Annotated in this window: 25 protein-coding genes; 9 read left to right on the top strand and 16 right to left on the bottom strand. The window is 52.9% G+C overall.

Annotated features, from left to right (window positions below; all coding sequences use genetic code 11):
* Window positions 1-9 precede the first annotated feature (9 nt).
* Window positions 10-1,233, bottom strand: coding sequence for an MFS transporter (locus SynROS8604_RS15285; RefSeq protein WP_186544627.1), 1,224 nt, complete (start codon window positions 1,231-1,233; stop codon window positions 10-12).
* Between the two features lie 19 nt (window positions 1,234-1,252).
* The gene (locus SynROS8604_RS15280; RefSeq protein ID WP_186544626.1) at window positions 1,253-2,326 is read right to left on the bottom strand and encodes an anthranilate phosphoribosyltransferase family protein; all 1,074 of its coding nucleotides are present in this window, start codon (window positions 2,324-2,326) and stop codon (window positions 1,253-1,255) included.
* Window positions 2,327-2,871: 545 nt separating this feature from the next.
* Here SynROS8604_RS15280 and cynS point away from each other — a divergent pair.
* A complete protein-coding gene (cynS, locus tag SynROS8604_RS15275) occupies window positions 2,872-3,324 on the top strand; it encodes a cyanase (protein ID WP_071778049.1) in 453 nt (150 codons plus the stop codon).
* A 51-nt stretch (window positions 3,325-3,375) separates the two neighbouring features.
* Here the strand turns inward: cynS and SynROS8604_RS15270 are convergent, their stop codons facing one another.
* The 4 genes from SynROS8604_RS15270 to SynROS8604_RS15255 form a co-directional block, all read right to left on the bottom strand.
* On the bottom strand, window positions 3,376-4,089 hold the full coding sequence (locus tag SynROS8604_RS15270; protein WP_186544625.1) for a HEAT repeat domain-containing protein: 714 nt from the start codon (window positions 4,087-4,089) through the stop codon (window positions 3,376-3,378).
* An 11-nt stretch (window positions 4,090-4,100) separates the two neighbouring features.
* Complete coding sequence (locus SynROS8604_RS15265) at window positions 4,101-4,988, bottom strand: formate/nitrite transporter family protein (protein ID WP_186546072.1); 888 nt, start codon at window positions 4,986-4,988, stop codon at window positions 4,101-4,103.
* A 277-nt stretch (window positions 4,989-5,265) separates the two neighbouring features.
* A complete protein-coding gene (locus tag SynROS8604_RS15260; RefSeq protein WP_186544624.1) occupies window positions 5,266-6,807 on the bottom strand; it encodes a ferredoxin--nitrite reductase in 1,542 nt (513 codons plus the stop codon).
* A gap of 220 nt (window positions 6,808-7,027) precedes the next feature.
* On the bottom strand, window positions 7,028-7,171 hold the full coding sequence (locus SynROS8604_RS15255) for a hypothetical protein (RefSeq protein WP_255445106.1): 144 nt from the start codon (window positions 7,169-7,171) through the stop codon (window positions 7,028-7,030).
* A gap of 42 nt (window positions 7,172-7,213) precedes the next feature.
* Between SynROS8604_RS15255 and SynROS8604_RS15250 the strand changes: the two genes are divergently transcribed.
* Both SynROS8604_RS15250 and cobA read left to right on the top strand, forming a co-directional pair.
* On the top strand, window positions 7,214-7,900 hold the full coding sequence (locus SynROS8604_RS15250) for a DNA mismatch repair protein MutS (protein ID WP_186544622.1): 687 nt from the start codon (window positions 7,214-7,216) through the stop codon (window positions 7,898-7,900).
* On the top strand, window positions 7,897-8,685 hold the full coding sequence (gene cobA, locus SynROS8604_RS15245) for a uroporphyrinogen-III C-methyltransferase (RefSeq protein ID WP_186544621.1): 789 nt from the start codon (window positions 7,897-7,899) through the stop codon (window positions 8,683-8,685). The genes SynROS8604_RS15250 and cobA overlap by 4 nt, the downstream gene beginning before the upstream one ends.
* 53 nt (window positions 8,686-8,738) lie before the next feature.
* Here cobA and moaB read toward each other — a convergent pair whose 3' ends face one another.
* Window positions 8,739-9,266 carry a molybdenum cofactor biosynthesis protein B gene (gene moaB / locus SynROS8604_RS15240; RefSeq protein ID WP_186546070.1) on the bottom strand — a complete coding sequence of 176 codons (528 nt, stop codon included), beginning with the start codon at window positions 9,264-9,266 and terminating at the stop codon, window positions 8,739-8,741.
* A 59-nt stretch (window positions 9,267-9,325) separates the two neighbouring features.
* Here moaB and SynROS8604_RS15235 point away from each other — a divergent pair, with 59 nt between their 5' ends.
* Together SynROS8604_RS15235 and SynROS8604_RS15230 are read left to right on the top strand one after the other, a co-directional pair.
* On the top strand, window positions 9,326-9,580 hold the full coding sequence (locus SynROS8604_RS15235) for a MoaD/ThiS family protein (protein ID WP_115071340.1): 255 nt from the start codon (window positions 9,326-9,328) through the stop codon (window positions 9,578-9,580).
* Between the two features lie 4 nt (window positions 9,581-9,584).
* Window positions 9,585-10,022 carry a molybdenum cofactor biosynthesis protein MoaE gene (locus SynROS8604_RS15230; protein WP_186544620.1) on the top strand — a complete coding sequence of 146 codons (438 nt, stop codon included), beginning with the start codon at window positions 9,585-9,587 and terminating at the stop codon, window positions 10,020-10,022.
* An 8-nt stretch (window positions 10,023-10,030) separates the two neighbouring features.
* On the opposite strand, the gene SynROS8604_RS15225 is transcribed toward SynROS8604_RS15230, so the two are convergent.
* From SynROS8604_RS15225 to SynROS8604_RS15215, 3 genes are read right to left on the bottom strand one after another with little or no spacing between them, the layout of a single operon-like run.
* Window positions 10,031-11,290 carry a molybdopterin molybdotransferase MoeA gene (locus SynROS8604_RS15225; RefSeq protein ID WP_186544619.1) on the bottom strand — a complete coding sequence of 420 codons (1,260 nt, stop codon included), beginning with the start codon at window positions 11,288-11,290 and terminating at the stop codon, window positions 10,031-10,033.
* Window positions 11,274-11,750, bottom strand: a complete 477-nt coding sequence (gene moaC, locus SynROS8604_RS15220) for a cyclic pyranopterin monophosphate synthase MoaC (protein ID WP_186544618.1) — start codon at window positions 11,748-11,750, stop codon at window positions 11,274-11,276. Before moaC ends, SynROS8604_RS15225 begins: the two co-directional genes overlap by 17 nt.
* Before the next feature lie 2 nt (window positions 11,751-11,752).
* Entirely contained in the window at window positions 11,753-12,073 is a 321-nt protein-coding gene (locus SynROS8604_RS15215) for a hypothetical protein (RefSeq protein ID WP_186544617.1), read from the bottom strand.
* A gap of 313 nt (window positions 12,074-12,386) precedes the next feature.
* On the opposite strand from SynROS8604_RS15215, the gene SynROS8604_RS15210 reads away from it, so the two are divergent.
* Window positions 12,387-12,842: a nitrate reductase associated protein gene (locus tag SynROS8604_RS15210; RefSeq protein ID WP_186544616.1), complete on the top strand. Its 456-nt coding sequence runs from the start codon at window positions 12,387-12,389 to the stop codon at window positions 12,840-12,842.
* Here SynROS8604_RS15210 and SynROS8604_RS15205 read toward each other — a convergent pair.
* Window positions 12,823-15,051 carry a molybdopterin oxidoreductase family protein gene (locus SynROS8604_RS15205; RefSeq protein WP_186544615.1) on the bottom strand — a complete coding sequence of 743 codons (2,229 nt, stop codon included), beginning with the start codon at window positions 15,049-15,051 and terminating at the stop codon, window positions 12,823-12,825. The genes SynROS8604_RS15210 and SynROS8604_RS15205 overlap by 20 nt on opposite strands.
* Before the next feature lie 76 nt (window positions 15,052-15,127).
* Window positions 15,128-16,690: an MFS transporter gene (locus tag SynROS8604_RS15200; protein ID WP_186544614.1), complete on the bottom strand. Its 1,563-nt coding sequence runs from the start codon at window positions 16,688-16,690 to the stop codon at window positions 15,128-15,130.
* 218 nt (window positions 16,691-16,908) lie between these two features.
* Between SynROS8604_RS15200 and SynROS8604_RS15195 the strand changes: the two genes are divergently transcribed.
* The 3 genes from SynROS8604_RS15195 (at window position 16,909) to SynROS8604_RS15185 (ending at window position 19,110) form a co-directional block, all read left to right on the top strand.
* A complete protein-coding gene (locus SynROS8604_RS15195; protein ID WP_186544613.1) occupies window positions 16,909-17,505 on the top strand; it encodes a molybdenum cofactor guanylyltransferase in 597 nt (198 codons plus the stop codon).
* Window positions 17,502-18,554: a GTP 3',8-cyclase MoaA gene (locus SynROS8604_RS15190; protein WP_370586529.1), complete on the top strand. Its 1,053-nt coding sequence runs from the start codon at window positions 17,502-17,504 to the stop codon at window positions 18,552-18,554. The genes SynROS8604_RS15195 and SynROS8604_RS15190 overlap by 4 nt, the downstream gene beginning before the upstream one ends.
* Window positions 18,555-18,618: 64 nt before the next feature.
* Window positions 18,619-19,110, top strand: a complete 492-nt coding sequence (locus SynROS8604_RS15185; RefSeq protein ID WP_186544611.1) for a redox protein — start codon at window positions 18,619-18,621, stop codon at window positions 19,108-19,110.
* On the opposite strand, the gene SynROS8604_RS15180 is transcribed toward SynROS8604_RS15185, so the two are convergent.
* The 4 genes from SynROS8604_RS15180 to ureC all read right to left on the bottom strand — a co-directional run bounded on the left by SynROS8604_RS15180 (window position 19,098) and on the right by ureC (window position 24,405).
* The gene (locus SynROS8604_RS15180; RefSeq protein ID WP_186544610.1) at window positions 19,098-20,000 is read right to left on the bottom strand and encodes a transglutaminase family protein; all 903 of its coding nucleotides are present in this window, start codon (window positions 19,998-20,000) and stop codon (window positions 19,098-19,100) included. The two genes, SynROS8604_RS15185 and SynROS8604_RS15180, sit on opposite strands and share 13 nt — an antisense overlap.
* Window positions 19,985-20,968, bottom strand: coding sequence for an alpha-E domain-containing protein (locus tag SynROS8604_RS15175; protein WP_186544609.1), 984 nt, complete (start codon window positions 20,966-20,968; stop codon window positions 19,985-19,987). Before SynROS8604_RS15175 ends, SynROS8604_RS15180 begins: the two co-directional genes overlap by 16 nt.
* Complete coding sequence (locus tag SynROS8604_RS15170; RefSeq protein ID WP_186546068.1) at window positions 20,962-22,452, bottom strand: circularly permuted type 2 ATP-grasp protein; 1,491 nt, start codon at window positions 22,450-22,452, stop codon at window positions 20,962-20,964. The genes SynROS8604_RS15175 and SynROS8604_RS15170 overlap by 7 nt, the downstream gene beginning before the upstream one ends.
* A 243-nt stretch (window positions 22,453-22,695) precedes the next feature.
* The gene (gene ureC / locus SynROS8604_RS15165; protein WP_186544608.1) at window positions 22,696-24,405 is read right to left on the bottom strand and encodes an urease subunit alpha; all 1,710 of its coding nucleotides are present in this window, start codon (window positions 24,403-24,405) and stop codon (window positions 22,696-22,698) included.
* Between the last annotated feature and the right edge of the window lie 3 nt (window positions 24,406-24,408).

Genomic DNA, 24,408 nt, shown 5'->3' with positions numbered 1-24,408 from the left:
AATCGTCGGTCACCCTGTGGATTCCTCAAGGGGACTGCGCGTCACCAAGAGCACGACGACCAGAAGTAATCCGGCGCCTCCAAAGAACGGACTGGTTTGACCCAGGAGGTCGTAGCCCAGTCCAGCGAGAGGTGGGCCTAAAAAACTGCCAAGACTTTGGAGGGCTTGCAGGCTGCCAAGGGCTGCGCCTTGCCCTTCATCGCTGAGACGCCGCGACACCAGGCTGCGAAGGCTTGGGGTCACGAGACCCGTGCCGCTGGCCAAAATCGCCACGGCTGTGAACACTCCGGTCCTGGCTTGCTCCGGATCGGTTGTGGGGATGAGCAAACAACCGGCGATGACCAAACCGAGGCCGATCAGCGTGAGTTTCCACTCCCCAAACCGTTTCACCAATGGACCGATCAGGCCACCCTGGACCACGGTGGCGACGACCCCCACAATCAAAAAGGCTGTAGTGGCAAGCTCTGGACCCCAATTGAAGCGTTGCTTGAAATAGAGAACCAGGATTGCGGTGAAGCCATTGAAGGCAAGAAAGAACAGAAAAAAGCCCAAGGCCAGACGCCCGACGGCTGGATTGCCAATCACCCGCGCGATTTGAGCGAAGGGGTTGAGCTCCCGTTTGCGGGGAAGGACGCGGCGTTCTGACACCGGATGGGTTTCAGGGAGCAACGTCAGGACAACAACAAGGTTGAGCACGGCGAAGCCGGTTGCCACCCAGAGCGGCACCGTGACGGCAATGCGGGCTAATTGGCCACCAAGAAAGGGGCCCATAATGAAACCAAGTCCGAAGGCCACTCCGATCAATCCGAAGGCGCGTGCGCGTTGCTCCGGAGGGGTGATGTCTGCGAGTACGGCTCCTGCTGTGGCGGCTGTTCCACCACTCACCCCATCGATCAGACGGGCTCCAAACAGGAGAAAGAGGGGCAGCACAGCTCCAGCGGGCCAGTCTTGGCTCACGGTGATCGCAAACAGTCCGAGGCCGAGGACGGAACCACTGACGCAGATGGCGATCACAGGCCTGCGGCCGAAGCGATCACTCAGGGCTCCGATGAAGGGAGTCGCTGCGAACTGAGCAAGGGCGTAGCTGCCAGCTAAAAGACCAAGGGTGCGACCGTCGGCATTGAACGATGCCAACAGAAAGGGCAGCAATGGAAAAACAATGCTTTCGCTGAGTCGGTCATTGAGAAGCGTTAGAAACGCACTTAATAACGTTGGAACGTGAGGACGGCGCACGTTCGATCGAGACGGTTAATCACCCTCCCACAGACGCCCGCCAGGCGATCAGTTGTTCCAAGGCGGCGGTGCCAACTCCATTGGCTTGCATGGTGCGGGCCTCCTCTACACCGTCCTCCAAGCTTTTGCTCAGTCCGCTCAACCAGAGGTAGCAGCCTGCGTTCCAACGCAATGACTGGGCCATGGGCCCTTGGCCTAGAAGGGCCTCTTTGGCGTGTGTCGCCCAGGCCTCCTCTGATTCCCAGCGGGGGTCGTCTCCAAAGCAGCCATGATCACGGGGGTGAACGATGTGTCGTTCGGGCTCTCCTGAGTTGTGAATGCGAGCTGTGATCCCGGCCCGACTAACCGGCAGGTCTGTTCCTCCCTCTAAGCCCTTCACGGTGATAACGTCCTTTTCTCCGGCCAGCTCTAGGGCTTGCCAGGCTCGGTTTTCCGTTGGTGGATGCACAAATCCACTCACAAGCAGGTGGTGCCCTTGGTGAGCAGTCCAGAGCAGCTCGGCGCTGGCCAGTGGAGGTCGTTTCCCGAGATCATCCCGCGCGGGAAGCAGTGCCTCGCCAAGGGGGAAGTGTTCCGGTTGATAGATGAGGGCAAGACCATGGAGGTTGAAGCCTGCTTGAACATCATTGATCGACAGTCCCTGCAAGTTGAGCCCGATCGAAGCGAACAGCTCTGCGCCAGTGATTCCAAATTTCACTGGCATTCGCTTCCCTCCCTGCAAGACCACAGGCTGTCCAGACCCCACCAACAGCAACGTTGTTAAGGGGTAGATCGGTGCCGTGCGAGATCGGCCGTCAAAGGGCATGCCAAAGCAGATCGGCCGGCGTTGATCGGGTTCACTGAGAAGACAGGGCCCGAGACGTTTATAGGTATCGAGCATGCCGGTGAGCTCTTGAGGCTCGGGCCTGCGAATGCGATGGGCAATGAGAAAGGCGCCGATTTGGACGTCTGAAGCTCCTCCCGTGAGCATCAACTCCATGGCCTCATCGGCTTCGCTTCGCGTTAGCCCTTTGCTGGTGTGCTCTCCACTGCCAATTTTGCGTAGCAATTGCTTGAAATATGCACGCTTTTTGGCTACTGGAGACATTTCCATTGATATCACCGGAACCGAAGGAGATCGTTCCGCAGAATTATCCCCTTCGGCGGTAGTGATTGATACCAGATCTTTTTATGTAACTCGAAGCCTTAGCTCCTGCATAGGCCTGCATGGCTTCCATGGAGTGGGTGCGATGGATGCTGTCGCCCCTCGGCGTAATAGAGGCGTTCAATGAGCAAGTTTGGGAATGTTTGGCGCACAAGGGCTGGTGTGACTGACAAAGAATCGTTTGCTAGCAGGGTATTAATACTTTTTAGAGCTTGAATCAAGTTTTGATTAAACAGATTCGCGAATGTGGAAAGATGCATGAATAGGGACTAACCATCAGCTATTTCATAGTGCACTACCCACCACCTGTCGTTCTGTCGCAGATGTTGCTATTGGTTGCTCCGAGCTTCTGAATTGGTAGTCAATGCATCTTTTTTGGGTCTTGATTTTGTAGATGATTCGCCCACTACTGAGTGGTCCCGCAAGGGTTTCTGATCTCTAGTAGTTCTTTATTGGTCTTTTATTGCATGACAACATCTGCTTTAGCACCGTCCTTGGCTGGTCCCTCGCCATCGACGCTTACTGCTTCACTGATGGCGGCAAAGAAGGCGAAGGGTCTTTCCTTTGCTGACTTAGAAGCGGCCCTTGGGCTCGATGAGGTTTGGATTGCTTCTCTCTTTTATGGACAGGCAACCGCATCCCCTGAAGAAGCGGAGAAATTAGCAACATTGTTGGCTCTCGATCCAGCCATTACCGCTGCGCTGCAGGAGTTTCCGACGAAAGGAAGTCTAGATCCTGTGATTCCTACAGATCCGCTGATCTATCGTTTCTATGAGATCATGCAGGTTTATGGTATGCCTCTTAAAGATGTTATTCAGGAAAAATTTGGCGATGGTATTATGAGTGCTATCGACTTTACTTTGGATGTGGATAAGGTTGAAGATCCTAAAGGAGACAGGGTAAAGATTACAATGTGCGGAAAATTCTTGCCTTATAAAAAATGGTGAGTTTTTGATTTAAATCAAAAACGCCCGGCATGGCCGGGTTTTTTAATGTCTTTAATATTGCTGTTGAAGTTGGCGTAGGGCGTGCGCACGTCGTTCTGGATTAGTGAGCTCTACGCTCAGTGACTTCAGCGTTATTTTGCTATGCGTTGTGGCCATGCAACCCAAGGCTCTTAAGCCAGCTTCAGCAGCTGCATCGGAGCCTTTATGGACCAGAACCGCAAGCCTGGTGCTGATCTCCATGTCGTCTCGTCGCTGCAGCAGACGTATGCAGGCGATGACAACAGGATCACGCCAATCTTGAAGTGCGTATTCACACAATTGCAGCAATTCAACGGCTTCAAGTTGATGAGATTTGAAGCCAAGAAGATTAAGGCCCGCGATGCGTTGTGCTTGGCCAGGTAATTGCAAAAGATGCTCGAATTGAGATGGTGTGAGCTCTGCACCCCAGCAACTCAGTGCGTTCAGCAAGTGTGCATCTGGATCATGGGATTGCTTCAGCTGCGTGAGTAACCAATCTTTTGCTTCAGGTTGATGGCAGAGGCCGGCAGCGTGGATCAACTCAGGATGAATTCCGTGCTGTTGGATCAGGGCATGGATGATTGGCCAACCTGTTTCTGCGAACATCCCCAAGCGCTCAGCCACTGCAAAACGGAGTTCAACAGAAAGGCTGGGAGAGAAAACCTCTCCCAGCCAGGTTGGATTCAAAGGAATCTTCCGTGCCTTGGCCAGCTGATCCCAAAGGGAGGCTTCATCAATGGCACTCATAGGGTTTGAAGTCAGCGGGCGCCGAGCTCAGCGGCAAGTTCACGTTCTAGCTTTTCATCATGCTCCGTGGGAAGCACATCGGAAATTTTGGTGCGATGGGTGCTGTAGAAGAGCATGCCGATGAATACCATTCCGCCAACAATGTTTCCCAACGTGACTGGGAGGAAATTCCAGAAAATCACTTTATAGAAAGGAACGCCTGAACCGAGGATTGGTCCCGCTGTGTGTAGGAATTGATTCACAACAATGTGCTCCATGCCCATTGTTTGGAAAGCCGTAATCGGCAACCAGCAGGCCAACAATTTGCCGGGAACACTTTTGCTCACAAGAGCCATGGTGACGCCGAGGCAAACCAACCAGTTGGCCACAACTCCACGCAGGAAAGCCAAGAAGAAACCCATGCTTCCAAGGGCCTCGTACTTTTTCACAACGTTGATCTGGTTAAGAGCAACGATCTTTTGAGCCACAAGATCCCAAATGGGTGGACCAACATTCTCAGCAGAAGCATCCATGCTTCCGCTGGTGAGGCTGATGGCCATGATGATCGCCACAACGAGCGTGCCGATGAAATTGCCAATCCAGACCCATGTCCAATTTCTAAAGGTTGCACTCCAGCTGCATTTGCCGGCCCATGTTGCCATTGGTAGCAATGCGAAGTTTCCAGTCACCAGCTCCATTCCGAACAGGACGATGCTGGCAAAACCAAATGGGAACAGGAGAGATCCTACAAATGGCAGTTTTGTCAGGATTCCTACGGTGAGGGCCAGGATGACGGCAAGACCAAGAATGGCGCCAGAATAAAAGCCACGGATCAGCAAGTTTTTAACGCTGACGGTTGCTTTCTTGCCGCCGGCTAAAATCATGCCGTCGACGAGTTCATTGGGTAGGACGTAGTCCATCTGGGACGCTGTTGCGCTCATGATTGGGATTTAATAAATGAAAAGAGATTCAGCCGCTAATGCGATTCATGAAGCGTGAGAAGACATCTTGATGCTGTGGTGATACAGAAACGGGTGTTCTGTCCTTACCACTTGCGCTGAGCCAATTGACAAAACGCGACAGGAAATCACCTTTTAAAGTCATTGAACAATGAATAACAGATGGATTGGTTAATGCGAAACCATGGCTTCAAAACAAAGCGCCACGGTTTTACTTCGTCGAGTCAATTCGGTTTGCTTAAGCCCGAGGCTTTGCTCCGAATTGTTCGATCAGCACCTGTCGAAGAACGTTTTGAATGTCTTCTGCGGGAATGGCCTTTTGATGGACTTCGCCGATCTGAGGGTTTTCACCTTGAGATCCCCCGATGCTCAGGGTGTAGCCCTCGCCCATTTCACCCTGACTGTTTTTCGCTTTGGTGCCTGTTAGGCCAATAGCCCCCATGAAGGCTTGACCACAGGTGTTAGGGCAACCGGTCCAATGGATCTTGAGTTCTTCGGGTAGTTCGAGTTCGTCGTCGAGTTTTTTCGCCGCTGCAATAGCTTGGTCTTTGGTGTTGGTGAGACCAAAGCTGCAGTAGGTGTTTCCAGTGCAGGAGACCGTGCCAGCTGCAATAGCACCTGGTTCGAGAGGGAAGCGTTGCAACAATGGGTCTGCTTTGAAGCGATCGAGATTGGCCGTGGATATCCCCACGATGATGACATTTTGATCCTCTGTTAGGCGAATTTCACCAGCCCCGTAATCAAGACTTGCTGTGGCTAAGTCGTGTAGATCAGTTGCTGTGAGTCGTCCAACGCTGACATGCAGTCCTGCGAAAAACTCGTCTGCATTTTTTTGCGGATGGATTCCATAATGAGAACGAGGCGTGGCGTTGAAGACTGAACCTGGATCCTCTGTGAGTGGACCAAAAAGTCCTTCCACTTCACTCCTGAAGGCATCGACACCGAGTTGGTCGAGATACATGCGGAAGCGGCCTTTGGGGCGCTTGTCACGCTCGCCGTTGTCGCGCCAGAGGCGAATGACGCAATCGGTCATTTTGCAAATCTCATCTTGCTTCACCCACGTATTAAGGGGAATGGCATAGGCATTCATCTGTGAGGAGAGAATTCCTCCAATCCAGACGCCGAACCCCAACACACCGTCTCTTTCAACGGGGTGAAAGACAATGTCGTTGTGGAGTAGAAAGTTGTCTTTTGCTCCAGCAACAGCTGTGTTCCATTTGCGAGGGAGGTTGGAATATTCCGGATTTCCTTCGCAATGGTTCGTGAGAAAGTCCTGAAGCTCCGTGGTGAAAGGGCGCGTATCGATAATTTCGTTTGGATCAATTCCAGCAAGTGGATTGCCGGTTACATTCCTCGGGTTGTCAAAACCAGATTGGATTGAGCTCAGTCCAACATCCTTCAGTCGTTTGAGAATGTCTGGCAAATCATTCAGGAGTACGCCGCGAAGTTGTAAGTTTTGGCGTGTTGTGATGTCGCAACTTCCGTTATCGCCGTAGCGCTCCACGATTGAGGCCACAACCCGAAGTTGCTGATGATTAATGACGCCGTTGGGAACTCGCAAGCGAAGCATGAACTTGCCTGGTGTTTTGGGGCGCCAAAACATTCCATACCATTTCAAGCGAAGTTGAAGATCGGTTTCATCAACCTCTTCCCAGCCAATTCTGGCGAATTCTTCAATCTCATTGCCAACAAGTAGCCCATCTTTGGCTGCTTTGTTCTGCTCAATTTTATTGAGCTTTTTGTTTTCTAGGAATGGTCTGGTAGGGACTTGAATGCTCATAGCGCTGATGTCTTGTACAGGAATTCGTTGATTAGCGAAATTTCCAGCACATCAGAAGTATTCGTGCTGAAAAAGGTTTATAGCGAGCTATGGGCTGATGTTTCGGTATCGGATAGGACCAAATCGGTGTTTGCGAGCCCGCGTTTTTGTTTGATTCGCTACAAATAAGTGCTGCGGTTTCTGGCTCGATTAACCCCTCCTCAACAGCAGGGAAGTTGAATCAGTATTGGCGGCCTATTTCTCCGATCCAACGAACAGCCCCATGGCGAATCATGGACCAGACCCTGGCCATGGCTGCTAAGTCGCGATCGAAATCATTCTTGAATCGCTGCTGTGCACGGTTGCTGCGAGCAGTTGACTGCATGGGAGCGCGAGAATGTCTTCTGCGGTAGTTAGTCATGCATGCATGGATGGGAACCACCTGACTAGATCAGTCCCAGGGGCTTCAGATCCGTGGCCGTTGTTACGCAAATACGGCGAATCGAGTGGGCAAATCGCTATGCGTCTTGTCATTCATGGACGTTCAGGCGGATTGGTCCCCCCTTGCTTGCAACAACTTGTGGGAGCTGTCGCGGCGTTTCGGGCGGCGCCAGTGGAGTTGGAGGTGCTGACTTCCGAGCATCCTGCTCCAGTGCAATCCGACAGCCAGTGGCTTGTGCCTTTGCTCTTGCTCCCTGGCAGTCATGCGCGCAGCGATGTTCCGCAGATTCGTCAGCGGTTGATGGCAGAGGGTGTTGACGTGAAGTCGCTTCCTTTTCTTGGCTCCTGGGACTGTTGGTGGGTTCTCATGTCGGATTGGATTGAGGGTGTTGCCGCGAAGCATCCTTCCCTAGCTTTGGTTCATCATCCGTTGAGGCCAGGGCTGTCCGATCGTTTTCTCCGCGCGCTGCAACGCCGCTTTGACCTGCCTGTGGTGCCGTTTGATGCCTGGGACCAGTTTGCATGTGATCATCCCGACGTGGTTCCTTTACCTCTTTCCTTGGCGCCCAATCGGATGTCGGAGGCGTTGCGTCAGGCTGGTGGCCTGCCATCTCTTCTTGAAGACCCCCAGCTCCGTGAGGGACTCATTCATTGTCTTGCTCTATTGCCGTGACTGACTTGACCAACACAGGAACTGTGTATCTCGTTGGTGCGGGACCAGGGGATCCAGACCTTCTCACTGTCAAAGCCCATCGTCTACTGCGATGTTGCGATGCCCTTGTTTACGACTCACTGGTTCCTAGGGAGGTTCTCGAGCTTGTCCCCGAGACCTGTGAGCGCCACTTCGTCGGTAAACGTCGGGGGCACCATTCCGTTCCACAGCCAAGCACCAACTCCGTGCTGGTGGCCTTGGGTCAGCGCCATCAAACCGTGGTGCGCTTAAAAGGTGGCGACCCTTTCCTTTTCGGCCGCGGCGGAGAAGAGGCAGCCCATTTGGTCTCCCATGGCATTGCTGTTGAGGTGGTTCCGGGTGTGACCTCTGGTATTGCAGCTCCGGCTTATGCGGGCATACCAGTGACCCACCGCCGTGCCGGCTCCTCGGTCACCTTTGTGACCGGTCATGAGGAGATCGACAAACGTCGCCCCTCCGTGAATTGGCGTGCTCTGGCCACTGCGAGTGATGGTTTAGTGATCTACATGGGTTTGCATAATCTCCCGCGTATTGCTGAGGAATTGATCGCTGGCGGTTTGGACGGAGAGACCCCTGTTGCTGTTGTTCAGCAGGGCACCGTGGTTGGTCAGCGATGCCTGAAGGCACCTCTGCGCCAGGTGGCAGAGGCCACTCGAACTGAGAATTTTGCCTCTCCTTCCATCGTGGTGGTGGGTGATGTGGTGAACCAACAAGTGGCTGCCTGTGCGCCTGAGCCCGCGGCGGTGACTATGCCGATTCCATTTTGAATTTTGATCCTTTGGCAGCTATGTGACGTAGACCCCTGAGGCTTCTCAACGCCCTAATCGGGATCCACCTTGGCTTTCCAGGATGCTTCTCGTAATCGCGGCAGAAGTTGTACGAGGTTGCAAGGACGCGTGTTTGCGTTCAATTGGCTGGAGATCAGTCGGTCCCAAGCCGTTTGAACGGCATCCAAAGAACCGGGAAGCACGAAGACGATAGTTCCGTTGGCAACGCCTGCCAGGCATCGACTTTGCAAGGTGCTGGTCCCGATGCTCTCGTAGGAAAGAACCCGGAAGAGTTCACCAAAACCGTCGATGGTTTTGTCTAGCAACGGGGCGATCGCTTCTGGGGTGCCGTCTCGGCCGGTCAGGCCTGTTCCCCCGCTTGTGATCACCACATCAACGCTTGGGTCGGCAATCCACTGACTGAGTTCTGAGCGGATCTGGTAACGATCATCAGGGCAGATTCGCCGATCGCTGAGTTGATGCCCTGCTGCCGTTAAACGTTGTTCCAGTGCATCACCGCTGGAGTCTTCCGCCCTGGTGCGTCGGTCGGAAATGGTGAGGAGAGCAATTGAGAGGGCCAGCTCCAGCATCGCGCAGGAAAGATAACGCTAGAACCAAGTAGGGCTTGACGTTGTTTCCTATGACGAAATCTCCGGAGAGAACACTCCAGGTGCTGTTGTTTGCTTCGCTTCGAGATCAGGCGGGCTGGGATGAACAGTGTGTGTTTCTTCCTGACAAAGATGTTGTGACGGCTGAGGACATTTGGGATCAGTTGAAGCTTGGACCTCGCCCTGCGTCTGTGCAGATCTCGATTAATCAGCGGTTGGTGAGTTCGCTGACCCCTGTGCAAATAGGGGATGAAGTTGCGTTTCTTCCACCCTTCACCGGAGGTTGAAGGCATGACACAAAAACTGGAAATAACAGTTGAGATTCACAGCCAACCCTTTGATCCTTGGATTCAGTTGTCTGAATGGTCATCGACTGCTGCTGCTTCAACCTCATTCATTGGACGGGTTCGCGATGTTGCTGAATATGGGAGTTCACTTGAAGCGCTTGAGCTCACGCACTATCCAGGACTGTGCGAAAGCTTGATCCGTGAGGATGCGGAACGGTTGTTGATGGCGCATGGAGCGACTGCAGCGCTTGTGATTCATCGGGTTGGACGCTTATCGCCTCATGAGGTCATCGTGCTTGTGGCGATTGAGGCTGATCGGCGTGGTCCTGCGCAACGTTGTTGCATGGCGCTGCTTGAAGCGATCAAGCATCAGGCCCCTCTCTGGAAAAAAGAGTGGAGGGATGGACAAGGCAGCTGGGTTAGCGGAAATACACCGCTTTGAGTCCCTCTTCAGAGGAGGCGTGCTCGCATGAGTTGTGCCCAAACACTCTCGCCGGCTTTCAAGCCTCCTGTGTGTGCTGGAATCTCCAGTAACAGATCGCTCTGAACGAGAGAGCCAATGCGGGATGAGGCTTGAGAATCGCTCACCCGCGCCATCAGCTCTCCGTTGGCATTGACCTCCAAGCGAGCACGGGCTAATTCGGGTCGTCCTGGCCGGCGAGCCAAAGCGTTGGCCAGCTTGACCTTGACGCGTGGAAAACATTCAGGCTCTTGTTGACCCTCCAAGAGCTGTAAGGCTGGCCAAAGCAGTTGTAGGGCTGTGATCGCTGCAGCAACAGGGTTTCCAGGGAGGCCAAAGAAAGGCACGCCCCCCCTTTGGTTGTTGATGTGCCCGAAGGCAAAGGGGCGTCCGGGCTTCAGAAATAGTTTCCAGAAATTCACTTGCCCCAATTCACTTACAAGCGCTCGGATCCAGTCACTGTCTCCTGCTGAAATTCCGCCTGTGCTCACCACAACATCGCAGGTGTTGCTGAGCTCAGCTAAGGCCCGCCGCAACGCTTCTGGCTGATCGGGAATCACACATTTTATATGGACCACCTGATGGAGGCTGTTCAGGATCGCCTCAAGCAGGGTGCTGTTGCTTTCCCATATGGCTCCTGCGCGTCGCTCTAGCCCAGCTGGCACAAGCTCATCGCCGCTGATTAGGAGGCCAATGCGAGGCTTGCGGTGGACCTCCAGTGTGGCTACACCGCAACCTGCAAGGCGTCCAAGCTGGGAAGGCGTTAAGCGCAGGCCTGGATTGATCAATCGATCCCCGGCTTTGCATTCTTCGTCTTCGGCTCGGATCCAGGGTTGATCCGAAACTTCAGCAGCCAAGCTCAGTTGCGTTTGGCTCGTCCCTACGCATTCCTGAGGCAAAACCCAGCCTGCTCCCTCTGGGAGGGGTGCTCCGGTCAAGATACGGATAGCTTCACCAGCGTTTAAGACTCGATCAAATGGAGATCCCGGGGCTGAGCGGCCGTGAAGGGTCCATTGTTGGCCGACGCTCGGTTGATGGTGTTGCCCTAAGGCATAGCCATCCATGATTGAGGCTCGGAACCCTGGGATCGAGTCAGGAGCGTTGATTGGTTTGGCATTGACGCGCCCTAGAGCCTCGTCTAGGGGCACCGTTATTAGGCCTTTGATTGGCTTGATGTGTTTGAGCAGCCGCTCTCTAGCTTCGTTAAGAGGTAATCCTTCGCGGCCATAGGGCTCAGCGTGACCAGGCACCGTTGCGGCCTCCGTCCTTGTGGGTGAGAGCGACCTGTCCCAAGGTCATCCCGGGATCAATCGATTTCAGCATGTCGTAAAGCGTCAGCAATCCAATGGAGACCGCTGTCATGGATTCCATCTCCACACCCGTGTTGTGTGTTGTGCGGCACCGGCAGCACAGAATTAGTCCCGGTAATGAGGAATCTGGTTCGATCGTGACTTCCACGCCACTGAGTGGTAACTGGTGGCAAAGGGGAATCAGTTCCCAGGTCCGTTTCGCTGCTTGGATGGCAGCGACTCGCGCAACAGCAAGGAGATCACCTTTCGGCGTATTGCCGGTACGGATCACTTCCAGTGTGGTTGGCTGCATTTGAAGGCACCCCCGAGCGCTTGCTTCGCGTCGCGTGGGGAGGCGATCACCCACATCAACCATGTGAACATCACCGGATGCGTTGAGGTGAGTGAGGCCTTGTTCCATGCTTAGCGGCTACCAAAGGCAGACCAAAGTGTGGCTTCAGAGCCCACAACTGGAGCCACCTCGGCTTGTGGCGATGAGCTGGTGGCTGGTGAAGACGCAAGTGGCTCAACAACGTCGCTGCGGGATCCCAACTCGGCCCAGAGGGTGGCTGGTGAGCCAATCACTGGTTCCACTTTTGCGCTGGACTGATTGCCGTCGATGGCAACGCCAGCCTGACTGCGCACCATTTGTACTGCAAGCGACCCAACAATGAAGGCTCCTAAAAAGCCCGCTGCTATGGCGACTTGACTGCGATTCCCTGTAGAGACGACCCCAGAGTTCATGCCTAAGTTGAAGAATTCAGACTCTCACTATGGAAACGTGTTGAGTGAATCGCTACCAAATGAGGCAAAAGCTCCAGGATAATTCACATTCTTGAGGCCGTAGGGCGAGCCTGCATGGGCATTGGCTTCGCTTGTGTACCAACCGTGAAGAGAGCCAAGAAGAAGTCCAAGGGAAATTGCTAAACGCACAGAACAGGCCATAAACTCTCGAAATCTTCTCTTTAGATGAAGGAGTTCGAAGTTGCGATTGAAACCATTTCGGTGGGCGATATCTGCAAATGGTTCAAAGTGAACAATTTATGTCGTTAAATGCATGGATCAAGCCAGCCATTGTTTTGGGTTTGAGAAGGATTTTGTGGGGAACTGGCGTTGCATCCCTCTTTGTGTACGCCGGAAGCTAGATCTCATTGGCGTCAAATTAAAATTGAGTCATTGGTTGGAGCTCACTCAGGAACAGCGCCAAATGCTTGTGGATTGGCCTGATGAGTTGCCAGTTTTGAATGAGTTGCGTGAGCACTTGCGACTTCTCACTCGGCTGTTGGCTGAGGGGATGGCCAAAGACCTGCCTTTAGCTGTGGATGAACCTTGGCAAGTGTTGGGAGAACTGCCCAGCATTGTGCAGGAATCTGCCTTGAAAAAATCGATTGTTATTAATGTGAACCAATGGGCTTCTTTGTTTGAATTAGAGCGTTTTGCTTTATGTAAATTGGCCCGTCCTGGCCATGATCATCACAACTTGGATGCTGCTTTTAGCGAAATACTGGGTTGATCAATTTTCGAAGCGCTTCCAAGCGCCCAGCTTCCTGTTCGATTGGTTTGATGACAGAAACTGCTGGAGCAACGATGACGGCACTTGCTTTTAATTCTGGTTGTTTTGATATGGGGCAGGCCTGTTCATGCATCAGTGCATTCACCTCACAGGCTTGAGCTTGCGTGAATCCCCAATGCATCGGAAGAAAGACTGTGCTCCGTCGGATTTTGTCTGTGACTTTCACGCGAGCGGTGAGTTGGCCCCTTCGGGAGCTCACCGCGGCGAGCTCTCCATGCTTCACCGCAAATTGATCTGCATCTTTAGGGTTAATTTCTAAGAGGGGTTCTGGGTGCATCGTTTTTAAGCGCTCCACCTGTCCTGTCCGAGTCATCGTGTGCCACTGTCCGAGATAACGGCCAATAGTGAGGACCAGTGGGTACGTGTCACAAGGTGGTTCTGCAAGACCAAGTGGTTGGTCGCTGCAGAACCTTGCTCGTCCATTTGTGGTTAAAAACTTGTGATTGGTGTACAGCCGTTTTGACTCTTGAGAGGGTGAACTGTCTTGAGGAAATGGCCATTGTTGGGGTCCCTCTTTGGTCAGAACGTCATGACTTAATCCTGAGACATCACATAATCTCTTTTTTGTTAGTGCTGTAAATTCTGCATAAACTTCAGCCGCACATTCGTATGTGAATTGTTCTTCAAACCCCAGGCGCCTTCCGATTTCGGCAAACACTGCCCAATCGGGGCGGCTTTCTCGATGGGGATTCCGGAATGCTGGGCAATACGTCACTCTGCGTTCAGAGTTGGTCATGGTTCCAGCTTTTTCGCTCCATTGAGCAGCTGGTAGGAGCAGGTGGGCGTAATGGGATGTTTCTGAATCTGTATAAGCTTCGCTTACGACGACCAATGGGCAGCGTTTCATCGCTGTTTTGACGCGTTCTAGATCTGGCATGCTCACCAGAGGGTTCGTCGCAGCAACCCACCACAAATCGAGTTCTCCCCGTTCCATCGCTTCCACCTGCTGCCAGGCCGTTAGTCCAGGCTTGGAGTCAATTTTCCCCTCAGAAAACCCCCAGGAGTGCTCGACTTCAGCACGATGCTCCGGGTTCGTAACTTGACGATATCCGGGAAGAAGGTGGGAGAGGCCGCCTGCTTCTCTTCCTCCCATGGCGTTGGGTTGTCCTGTGAGTGAAAAAGGTCCGGCTCCTTCTTTGCCAATTTGTCCTGTCAATAAGTGCAGATTGATGATTCCACCCACGACAGCGGTGCCTTCTCGCCGTTGATTCACACCCATCGACCAGAGGCTCAAGACTTTTTCGCGGCGATGAAAGAGCTGGGCGACTTCCCGTAGACGTTTTTCCGGAATGCCACAAAATAAGGCCACACGTCTAGGGGTCCAGCGGGCGACGACATCAAAAAAGGCGTCGTAGTTGTCAGTGCACTCATCGATAAAAGCTGGGTCCTGCCCGTTTTCTCGCATCACCAGGTGGGCGATGCCGTGAAGGAGGGCAAGGTCACTCCCAGGAGCGACTGCTAAATGAATGTCAGCAGCATTTGCGGTATCGGTTTGGCGTGGGTCCACCACCACAATGGTGACGGAGCCAGGGTGTCTTTTTTTTCGTTTTAGTAATCGTTGAAAGAGCACTGGATGGCATTCAGCGGTGTTGGTTCCGATCAGAAATGCCACCGTGCAATGGTCTAAGTCTTCGTAGCTGCAGGGGGGACCATCTGAGCCCAAGCTGCGGGTGTAACCCGCAACAGCTGAACTCATGCAGAGTCTTGAATTAGCGTCGAAATTGTTAGTACCTAGCGCTCCTTTGAGGAGTTTTTGCGCCAAGTAATAGTCTTCTGTATGAAATTGTCCCGAGCCATACATCGCGATAGCATCTGGTCCTTTGGATTTCAGGCTTGTTTTGATTTGGCTTGAGATGCGCTCAAGCGCCTCATCCCAGCTGATCGGTTGGAAGTCGTCATCAAGACTGTTGCGACCAAGAGGTTGATCCAGTCGGCCCCTCGACAGGGTTTCTCCGACTGTTGCCCCTTTGATGCAAACTTGGCCGAGGCTTGATGGATGCAGCCGATCTCCTCGAGCCGTCCACATTGGGGTTCCATCTGCATCTCGACGGACGGCTTCCCCCTTTTTTGCCGGTGGTCGAAAGTCCAACCCACACCCCACTCCGCAATAAGGACATTGACTGCGAATGGTTGTGATTGGCTCAGCCATGATTCGATAATTGGTATTAGAAACACCCGGAACCAATGGCTCCGGGTGCCATGCAGATATGAATAGGTGTAAGGAATCAGTTATTGGCGAAATTAGGACTCGCTGTTTCTCCTTCATGCAAGTCATCAAAGGAACCCTTGGGTTCTTTGAGGAAGAAGAAGCAGAAGAAAGCAACGATTAGGCCAGCGACCCCCAGAACTTGGAAGAAAGCACTATTGGAGGCTGCGATGATTTCTGGAGAAGGATCCTTACCCCCACCCATCCACATCGGTAGCAGACTAAAAATCGTGAGGTAAGTCACAGCTCCGACGTTGCCGTACGCACCAACCAAACCAGCAACTTGGCCTGTGACGCGTCGCTTCACCAAAGGAACGAGTGCAAACGTAGCTCCTTCTCCTGATTGAACGAAGAAAGAGGCCAGCATGGTGATCAACACAGCGATGATGATCCCTGTGGTTCCGCTGAATGTGCCAGGTTTGATCATGCTCATGACGAGGTAACCAATCCCAAGACCTCCTGTTAAGAACGCCATCGTGTTTTTACGACTGCCAAGTTTGTCGGAGATTAGGCCTCCAGCTGGGCGAGCGACAAGATTCACAAAAGCAAAACAAGAGGCGAGGATGCCAGCGGTTGCTTTAGGGAGATCAAAAGTGGTTTCGAAAAATGTTGGCAACATTGAAACGACGGCCAGCTCTGATCCAAAATTCACAATGTAAGTGAGTTCAAGAATGGCAACCTGCTTGAATTCGTAGCGATCTTCTTTGGGATACGTTTTCGTACCCATGATCAGCTCTCGATTGGTGCGAATGATTCCCCAGGTTTGAAAAATGAACCAGATCAGAACGGCACCCAAGGCCAATGGATAGGTTCCTGCATTCAGAAAACCAACCTTTTGTAAGCGCCAGCAAAGCACGCAGAGAATGGCGGCAAACGGCACATTCATTCCCAGCAATCCCCAGAAATCACGCATTGAAGTGACTTCCAGGCCTGCTGTGCGTTCAGGCTTTTGATAAGTTTTTCCAGGAGGTGTATCGCTAACGTTGAAGTAATAGATAACACCGTATATGGCAGAAATGATTCCAGTTAGAGCAATCGCACCACGCCAATTAAGGATGGCCCCTGAGGGAAGTTCAAAGCCGCCTGAGAACGAGAGCCACCCTGCCAGTCCTACGAGTGTTAATGCCGAGAACGCTGATCCGAAATTGCCCCAACCGCCATAGATTCCTTCGGCGAGACCGATCTCTTTGGGTGGGAACCATTCGGCAACCATGCGGATCCCGATCACAAAGCCTGCACCCACGATGGATAAAAGTAGGCGTGCTACCACTAGCTGATTAAAGTCTTGCGCTGAGGCAAACATCAGGCAAGGAATGACCGAAAAAACCAGCAGGCTGGAATAGGTCAGTCGAGGCCCATATTTGTCGAGAAGCATTCCGATTAGAACGCGGGCTGGGATCGTGAGAGCCACGTTGCAGATCGCAACGGTACGGATTTGACCGAGTGTTAAGCCCAAATCGGCCTTAACGGTGGTAGCCAAGGGCGCCAGGTTGAACCAGACGACAAAGGTCAGAAAAAATGCGAACCAGGTGAGATGAAGAGTTCGGTATCTCCCCTGGAAAGACCAGAGTTCTCCAAGCATGGGGGTATGAAAATGTGTAAGTCAACCCCGGCTTCTGAAAAATGCGCAGAGGAATCAAAATGCGGCGCACATGCAAACCGCCCAGCTATTTGATCATTAGGCTCTGACTCGCATAGTTGTGTTTGATACCTATAAGGGGCTATGCCAATGCTGATCGGTTCACTTTTGTTTTATTCGCTACATTGCATGAGCCTTCTTTGTTCGGTATTTCGTCTGCGATGGACCTGCCAATCGTGCAAGGACTCCGCGCTTGTGTGCTTAGTGGCGGGATGAGTCGTCGCATGGGCCAAGACAAATCTCTCCTCGCTCATCCTGATGGCGGCTGTTGGTTGACCCACAGTATTGGTGTGTGCCGTTCTCTGGATCTGCCAGTTGATGTGGTGAGTTCAATCCCTCGTCATCGTCAGTTGGTGTCGACATTGGAAGGTGTTGAGTGCAGGTCTGATCCTTCCCCCGGTCAGGGGCCTTTGGCTGCGTTGTCGGCGGTTTTTGGTCAGGCGAAGGCGCTCGCTTTCCTTGTCCTCCCTGTTGATATGCCTTGCTTGGACGCTTCGATCCTGGTCCGGCTGATTCATGCTTGGCAGGAGCAGCCATCTTTGGCTGTGGTTTCACATGACGGAAATCAGCTTCAGCCTTTGTTTGCTATCTATCCCAATCACAGTGTCTATCGAGATGCCTTGTGGAGTCAGTTGGCTGCTGAACAGCTGAGTATGCATGATTGGCTTGAGAGGGTGCCGCATCGGGTGCTTGCCTTGCCTTATGGGGCGTTGCGAAATCTCAACTGTCCTGCTGATCTAGGAGCCCTTGAGGAATGATGAAGCCATCAGCTGTCATTGATCTCCTTGCTAGGCCGCTGGGAGTTTTAAGGTTGTCTCTAACTGCAAGATGTAATTTAGCGTGCCGATATTGCTGTCCAGAAAGCATTGAGCCTCCAGGTTTGTTGTCTACTCGTGATCAACTTCGCTTGATCCAAGCGGCCTGTCAGTTAGGAGCCCATACGCTTCGACTAACAGGTGGTGAACCTTTGCTCACCGATCGCCTTTGGCCGCTTCTTGATCAACTCTCGCTTGCAAGGCAGGAGGTTGCTCATCCTTTTAGTCGTTTGAAAGACGTGGCTATCACCACCAATGGTTCTCTCCTCAACGATGAGAAGGCAAGACGGTTGCGCGATATGGGAGTGGATCGCATCACGATCAGCTTGGATGCCGTTGATGGAGCAAGTATTGCCCGTATGGCTGGCTTGCGTTCTGGTCCTGAGGCTGGGAAGGCTCTCATTCAGCGCGTCTTGGCGGGAATTGATGCAGCTCGTGCTGCGGGATTCAATCCTGCGCGAGGTCGTCTCAAGCTGAATGCCGTGATCCAACGCGGTCAAAATGATGATCAGCTGATTCCATTGGCGCGTTTTGCAAGGACACAAGGATTGCCATTGCGTTTGATCGAATATATGGATGTAGGCAATCGCAATGGCTGGTGTCGTGATCAGGTGATGCCGGCCAGTGAGATGATTCAGCTTCTTCACAGCAATTGGCCGCTTCAATCCCTTGGTCGTCAACCTGGTGGAACAAGTGGTCAATGGATCTACGAAGATGGTGAAGGTTCTGTTGCCACCATTGCCTCAATTACAGAGCCATTCTGTTCTGATTGCAATCGTCTTAGGATCACCGCAGACGGGCAAGCGTTTACCTGTCTGTTTGCCAGTGAAGGTCTTGATTTGCGCCGATGGCTTCGAGAGGATGTTTCCGATTTTGCGCTTGCAGAGGTGATGACTGGGCTGTGGTCGCGCCGTTCTGATCGTTTTAGTGAAGAGCGTGGGTTAGAGCAGCCAGCAAACCATCACGCCGAGATGGCTTATTTGGGTGGATGAGTGGCATCCGCTACGGATTAAACGAGGTATAAGCGTTAAAGCTGATTACTGACTTTTTGTTGCGATGTTCGAGCTTATTCCTTATACGCGTTTTCGTGATACTCCATCTGTTCGTTTTTTTGATGTCACGATTTCTGATTCGAATGCTCGCGACTTAGTTATTCACCGTGGGCCAGCGGTAAGTCCTCCGGATGCAGAGGAGAGTGGAGATTGGCAATTTTATTTGCATCCCCATCAAGAAGACAACCTGTTGGCCGCTAGTGGAGGGCGAACGTTTTATTTGGTCAATTTTGCTTGGGATCAGCCTTTTCATATTGTTCGTCTGGCGGCAGGAGGCGACATTCTTCGCATTCCTCCCGGAACATTTCATCGATCTATTTCTGATCTAGATGGATCTGTCGTGCTCAATCAAGCGGTTCGTGAAGAGAAGGCATCTTTGACCCGTGAGTTTCGTGTTTATAACAGTGGTCGTATCCCTGCCTTGAGGTTGGTGACGACCAAAGGTGCCATGCGTCCTGTGTTGCATGGTGTTGAGCCGCTTCTTCAAGCTGCCTGAATAAGAGCCGTCTTGTTCTCCGGTTGATTGGTGTTGTCGTCAACGGTGGCTTGAATGGTCCAACTCAGGTGGCTTTGCGTGGATGCCGGCCCGCTGAAGCTGCCCGTGACCGCTGCCGTGAGATCTGGGCGGGAGGAACTCGCAAGCACGATGTAGCGATCGGTTGTTTCTCCTCCTGCGCTGGGATCAAACCCACGCCATCCAGCACCTGGTAGATAAATCTCCGCCCAGGCATGTAGGTCGTAGGACTCGGGTGCCGGATTCGCTAAGTGGTAACCGCTGACAAAGCGAGCCGGTAAACCAATGCTTCGGCAGCATTCCACCATCAGCATGGCGAGGTCGCGGCAGGACCCAACCCGCTCTCGCAGAGTTCGGCCTGCTGGCCAGGCGGCTCCTTGATGGCGTTGGGTGTATTTCACCCTGTCTTGAATCATTTCGATGAGCTGTTTGAGGAAAGGCAGCGCTTGTTGGTTGGTGCCCATCAAGGCGTCCTGAGCTAAGGCAACTGCTGAGGGATCGTGTTGGCCGTTTGGCAGCCAGCCCTCTAGCGCTCCTTGAAGATCTGGATTTAATCGACCACGTGGGTAGGGCAGTAGGGGTTCGCGCCCATTGAGACAATTCAGTAACGGTGCTGGAGTCGTGGTTTCAACGCGACTGCATGCTTCGAAGCGGAGCTCATCAGTGGTGTTTTGAAAGCGCACGCGTTGAATGGCATCGCCGCTGGCTGCGACGAGTTCATGGCTATGGAAGGGCTGGGGTGAAATGTTGAGTTGGTAATCGATCAGGCGCTGATGACCATGGCCCCGAGGTTGCATGCAGAGCCTGTGTTCGCTCAGACTGATTTGAGCCTCGTAGTGATAAGTGATGCAGTGGATTAGCTCAGCGCGCATGATGGATCAGTGGGAATGGAGCCAAGGTCGGTGGTGATGAAATATCGGGCGTGAATCAGTTGATGCAGTTGATTGAGCTCTTCCTGTAATTCGTCGATGGCTTCGTGCAGCCCCCGCTCAATCAGGACATCAATCCGTACATAGCTCCACTTGGCAAGCAACTGTCCGCGCAGGCATTCGAGATCATCAGGGGGGCCCAGTTGTGGTTGTCGTTGGATGAGGCGCAATGTGTCGTTGATTTTTTGCAAACAGAAGCGCACTGATCGCGGGAAGATTGGATCCAGTAGTAGGAATCTGGCCACGGAAGATGGAGTGATTGCTTGTTGAACACTTTTCCGGTACATCTGATAAGCCCCGGCTGTACGAAGTAGAGATATCCATTGAAGTTCATCAAGAACACCACCAATTTCTTTTGTGCTTGGTAGAAGAAGAAAATACTTCACGTCCAGGATCCTGGATGTTTTGTCGGCGCGTTCGATCCAGCGGCCTAGTTGACTGAAAAGCCAGGCCTGATCACGGCTTAGGGTGACATCCGTAATGCCATAAAAAAGCTGACAACCTCTTCGGATGCTGCGGAGCTGTTCTTGATCTGGTTCTTGCCAGATTGACTCACCATCTTGAACATTCCAGTAGAGGTCGTTCAGTTGCTCCCACATTTCTGTGGTGATCACATCACGGATCTGGCGAGCATTTTCTCTTGCATTGGCAATGCAGCTCAGAATGCTGTTGGGATTGTCGCGATCAAGGAGCAGAAACCCCAAGACATCTCGTGGAGATCGCAGTGGGTAAACTTGATCAAAGCTCTGCCTGTCTCCACTGGCATCAATGAGTGGAAGCCATGGTTCGGCGCTGCCGGGAGGGCAATCCAACGCCATGGCTTCACTCACTTCCAGGAAACGAGAAATGTTCTCTGCGCGTTCCACATATCGATTAATCCAATACAAGGAGTCGGCAACCCGGCTCAGCATGGCATTGCCTCCTGCATGCTTGGTTCAACTTGGCTGTCTTTGACAATCTGGCTGTCACCAACAACCCATGTGTCTTTACAGCCTCCTCCTTGCGATGAGTTCACCACAAGGGAACCACGTTTCAGGGCGACGCGAGTGAGGCCACCCGGACTGACCCAGTTCGATGCTCCGCGTAAAACATAAGGTCTTAGATCTACATGACAAGGAAACAGCTCTCCATCGCTTAGCGAGGGAACAGTCGAGAGTTGTAATGTTGGTTGGGCAATGTAATTTCGAGGGTTTGCTCTAATTTTTGAGTCGAATTCTTCGATTTCACTTCGGCTAGATTGTGGTCCTATTAACATTCCATAACCCCCTGCTTCAGCCACAGACTTAACCACAAGTTTTTCGAGGTTTTCTAAAACGTATTGGCGATCATCTGGGTGGGAGCAGAGATAAGTGGGGACATTGTCGATAATCGGTTCTTCATTGAGGTAATAACGGATCATTTTTGGTACATAGGCGTAGATCAATTTGTCGTCGGCGACCCCAGTTCCTGGAGCATTGGCAATGGCGATGCGGCCATTTTGCAAAATATCCATCAATCCAGGTACGCCAAGCGCCGAATCGCGACGGAACACCTTTGGATCGAGGAAATCGTCATCGATTCGTCGGTAAATCACATCCACTGCTTCTCGTCCAGTGGTGCTGCGCATCCAAACGCGGCCGTCTTCGCAGATCAAGTCACGCCCTTCCACCAGGGCAATGCCCATCTGTTGGGCGAGGTAGCTGTGTTCGAAGTAAGCACTGTTGAACACCCCAGGTGTGAGCAGCACAACGCGCGGTGAATCTGCCCATGGAGCTAAGTCCTGCAGTGTCTGCAACAATCTCGAGGGATAGTCGTCGATGGGTTGAACGGTTCGACCAGCAAACAGGCTGGGAAATAACCGCTTCATGACCCGTCGGTTCTCGAGGAAATAGGCCACACCAGATGGACAGCGCAGGTTGTCTTCCAGCACGCGCCATGTGCCTTCCTCGTCGCGGATGAGATCCAGTCCTGAGATGTGACACCAGCGATTCAATGGGAGCTGGATGTCTTGCATTTGGGGTCTCCAGCCCTGAGAACTTTCCACGTCTTCCCGTGGAATGACACGATCCTTCAGGATTCTCTGTGGTCCGTAGACGTCGGCTAAAAACCGATCGATGGCCTCCAAGCGCTGAAGAAGACCACGTTCGAGCTTGGCCCAATCGTTGAGATGAATGAGCCTTGGCAGGGGATCGAAGGGCAGGATTCTTTCTCTCCCATCTAATCCTGCGCCATTCAGCCGGAAGGTGGCTCCGAGTCGTCGGAGGAGGTTTCCGGCCGAAGCATGATTTCGATTTAGTTCCGTGAGCCCAATCTGCCCAAGCGACGACAGCAGTGGCTCCAAATCTGCCCTTGGAGCGGATTCCTTCCAACAAAAATATTCGTCGTAACCATGGGTTGGCCGATACTCATTGAACATTGGCTCACCATTGCACTCAGTCATCAAAGATCTGCATGTCTGTTGGGCCACGTGCTCTTTGTTACCGATCGCTTGATCGCAACGACAAATGGTTCGAAGGACGGTTTTTTGGTTTCGGTTAATACCTTTTCTGGATTAATGCAACAGTGATCAAGTAGTGGCGAGAACCATTTCTTGGTCTAGGAATCTTTTATTGAACATTTATTGATGTCATTCTGGACGATGTTCTTTGGTCGGTCGCGATCAAAGCAGCAGGTAGCGCTGGGCGAGAGGTAATACCTCTGCTGGTTCACAGGTGAGAAGCGCGCCATCGGCGAACACCTCATAGGTCTGTGGATCCACGCTCATGTTGGGAAGCGCTGAGTTGAGTTTCAGCGCACTTTTGCCAACGTCACGGGTGTGCTCTACGGCAATACAGGTGCGTTCCAGACCGAGTTTGCTTTGGATGTTGTCGTTGAGGGCTGCTTCGCTCAAAAAGGTGAGGCAACTGGGCGCAAGGGCTTTGCCAAAGGCGGCAAACATGGGTCTTCCATGCACAGGTCCAGGTGTGGGGATTGAGGCGTTGGCATCACCCATTTGGGCCCAGACGATCGATCCGCCTTTCACGACGAGTTGTGGTCGTATCCCAAAGAATCCTGGTTTCCAGAGCACTAGATCGGCGAGTTTGCCTGTCTCTACAGACCCAACTTGGCTGCTGATGCCATGGGCGATGGCTGGATTGATGGTGACTTTGGCGATATAGCGCTTCAGACGGTGGTTGTCGTTGCGGCTGGAGTCTTCCGGCAACGCTCCACGCTGCATTTTCATCTTGTGGGCTGTTTGGAAGGTGCGCGTGATCACCTCGCCGACACGGCCCATCGCCTGGGAATCGCTGGCGATGATCGAGAAGGCGCCTAGATCGTGAAGGATGTCCTCAGCTGCGATCGTTTCGCGGCGGATGCGTGATTCTGCAAAGGCCACATCTTCAGGGATTTTTGGATCCAGGTGATGGCACACCATCAACATGTCGAGGTGTTCCTCGAGGGTGTTGCAGGTGTAAGGACGTGTGGGGTTGGTGCTGCTGGGAAGCACATTCGCCTCTCCGCAGATTTTGATGATGTCGGGTGCATGCCCGCCGCCAGCACCTTCGGTATGAAAGGTGTGAATGGTTCGGCCCTTGATGGCGGCGATGGTGTCTTCAATGAAGCCCGCTTCATTCAGGGTGTCGGTGTGGATGCAGACCTGCACATCCATTTGATCGGCTACCGACAGGCAGGCATCAATGGCGGCAGGCGTGGTGCCCCAATCTTCATGCAGTTTGAGACCACAGGCACCAGCGCGCACTTGCTCCCCTAGCGCTTCTGAAGTGCTGGCGTTCCCTTTCCCGAAAAATCCAAGGTTGACGGGTAGGCCCTCAGCGGCCTGCAGCATGCGGCCTATATGAAACGCACCAGGCGTGCAGGTGGTGGCATTTGTTCCTGTGGCTGGTCCAGTGCCGCCCCCCATCAAGGTCGTCATACCACTGGCGAGGGCCGTTTCGACCTGTTGGGGGCAGATGAAATGAATATGGGTGTCAATCCCTCCAGCGGTGAGGATGTGTCCTTCACCAGCAATCGCTTCGGTGCCGGGGCCAATCACGATGGTGACGCCTTCCTGGATGTCGGGGTTGCCTGCTTTGCCGATCCCGACAATGCGGCCATCTTTGAGGCCGATATCGGCCTTGACGATGCCCCACCAATCAAGAATGAGGGCATTGGTAATCACGGTGTCAACGGCTCCTCCAGCCCGGGAGGTTTGGGATTGGCCCATCCCATCGCGAATCACTTTCCCGCCACCGAATTTCACCTCATCGCCGTAGGTGGTGAAGTCTTTTTCCACTTCGAGGATGAGGTCGGTGTCCGCTAAGCGAATGCGGTCTCCGGTGGTTGGCCCATAGGTTTCGGCGTAGGCCTGGCGGGAAATGCGATAGGGCATGAA

Origin of the sequence: Synechococcus sp. ROS8604 (assembly GCF_014279655.1) — a bacterium.
GTDB lineage: Bacteria > Cyanobacteriota > Cyanobacteriia > PCC-6307 > Cyanobiaceae > Synechococcus_C.
This window is presented reverse-complemented; position numbering and strand designations above follow the sequence as displayed.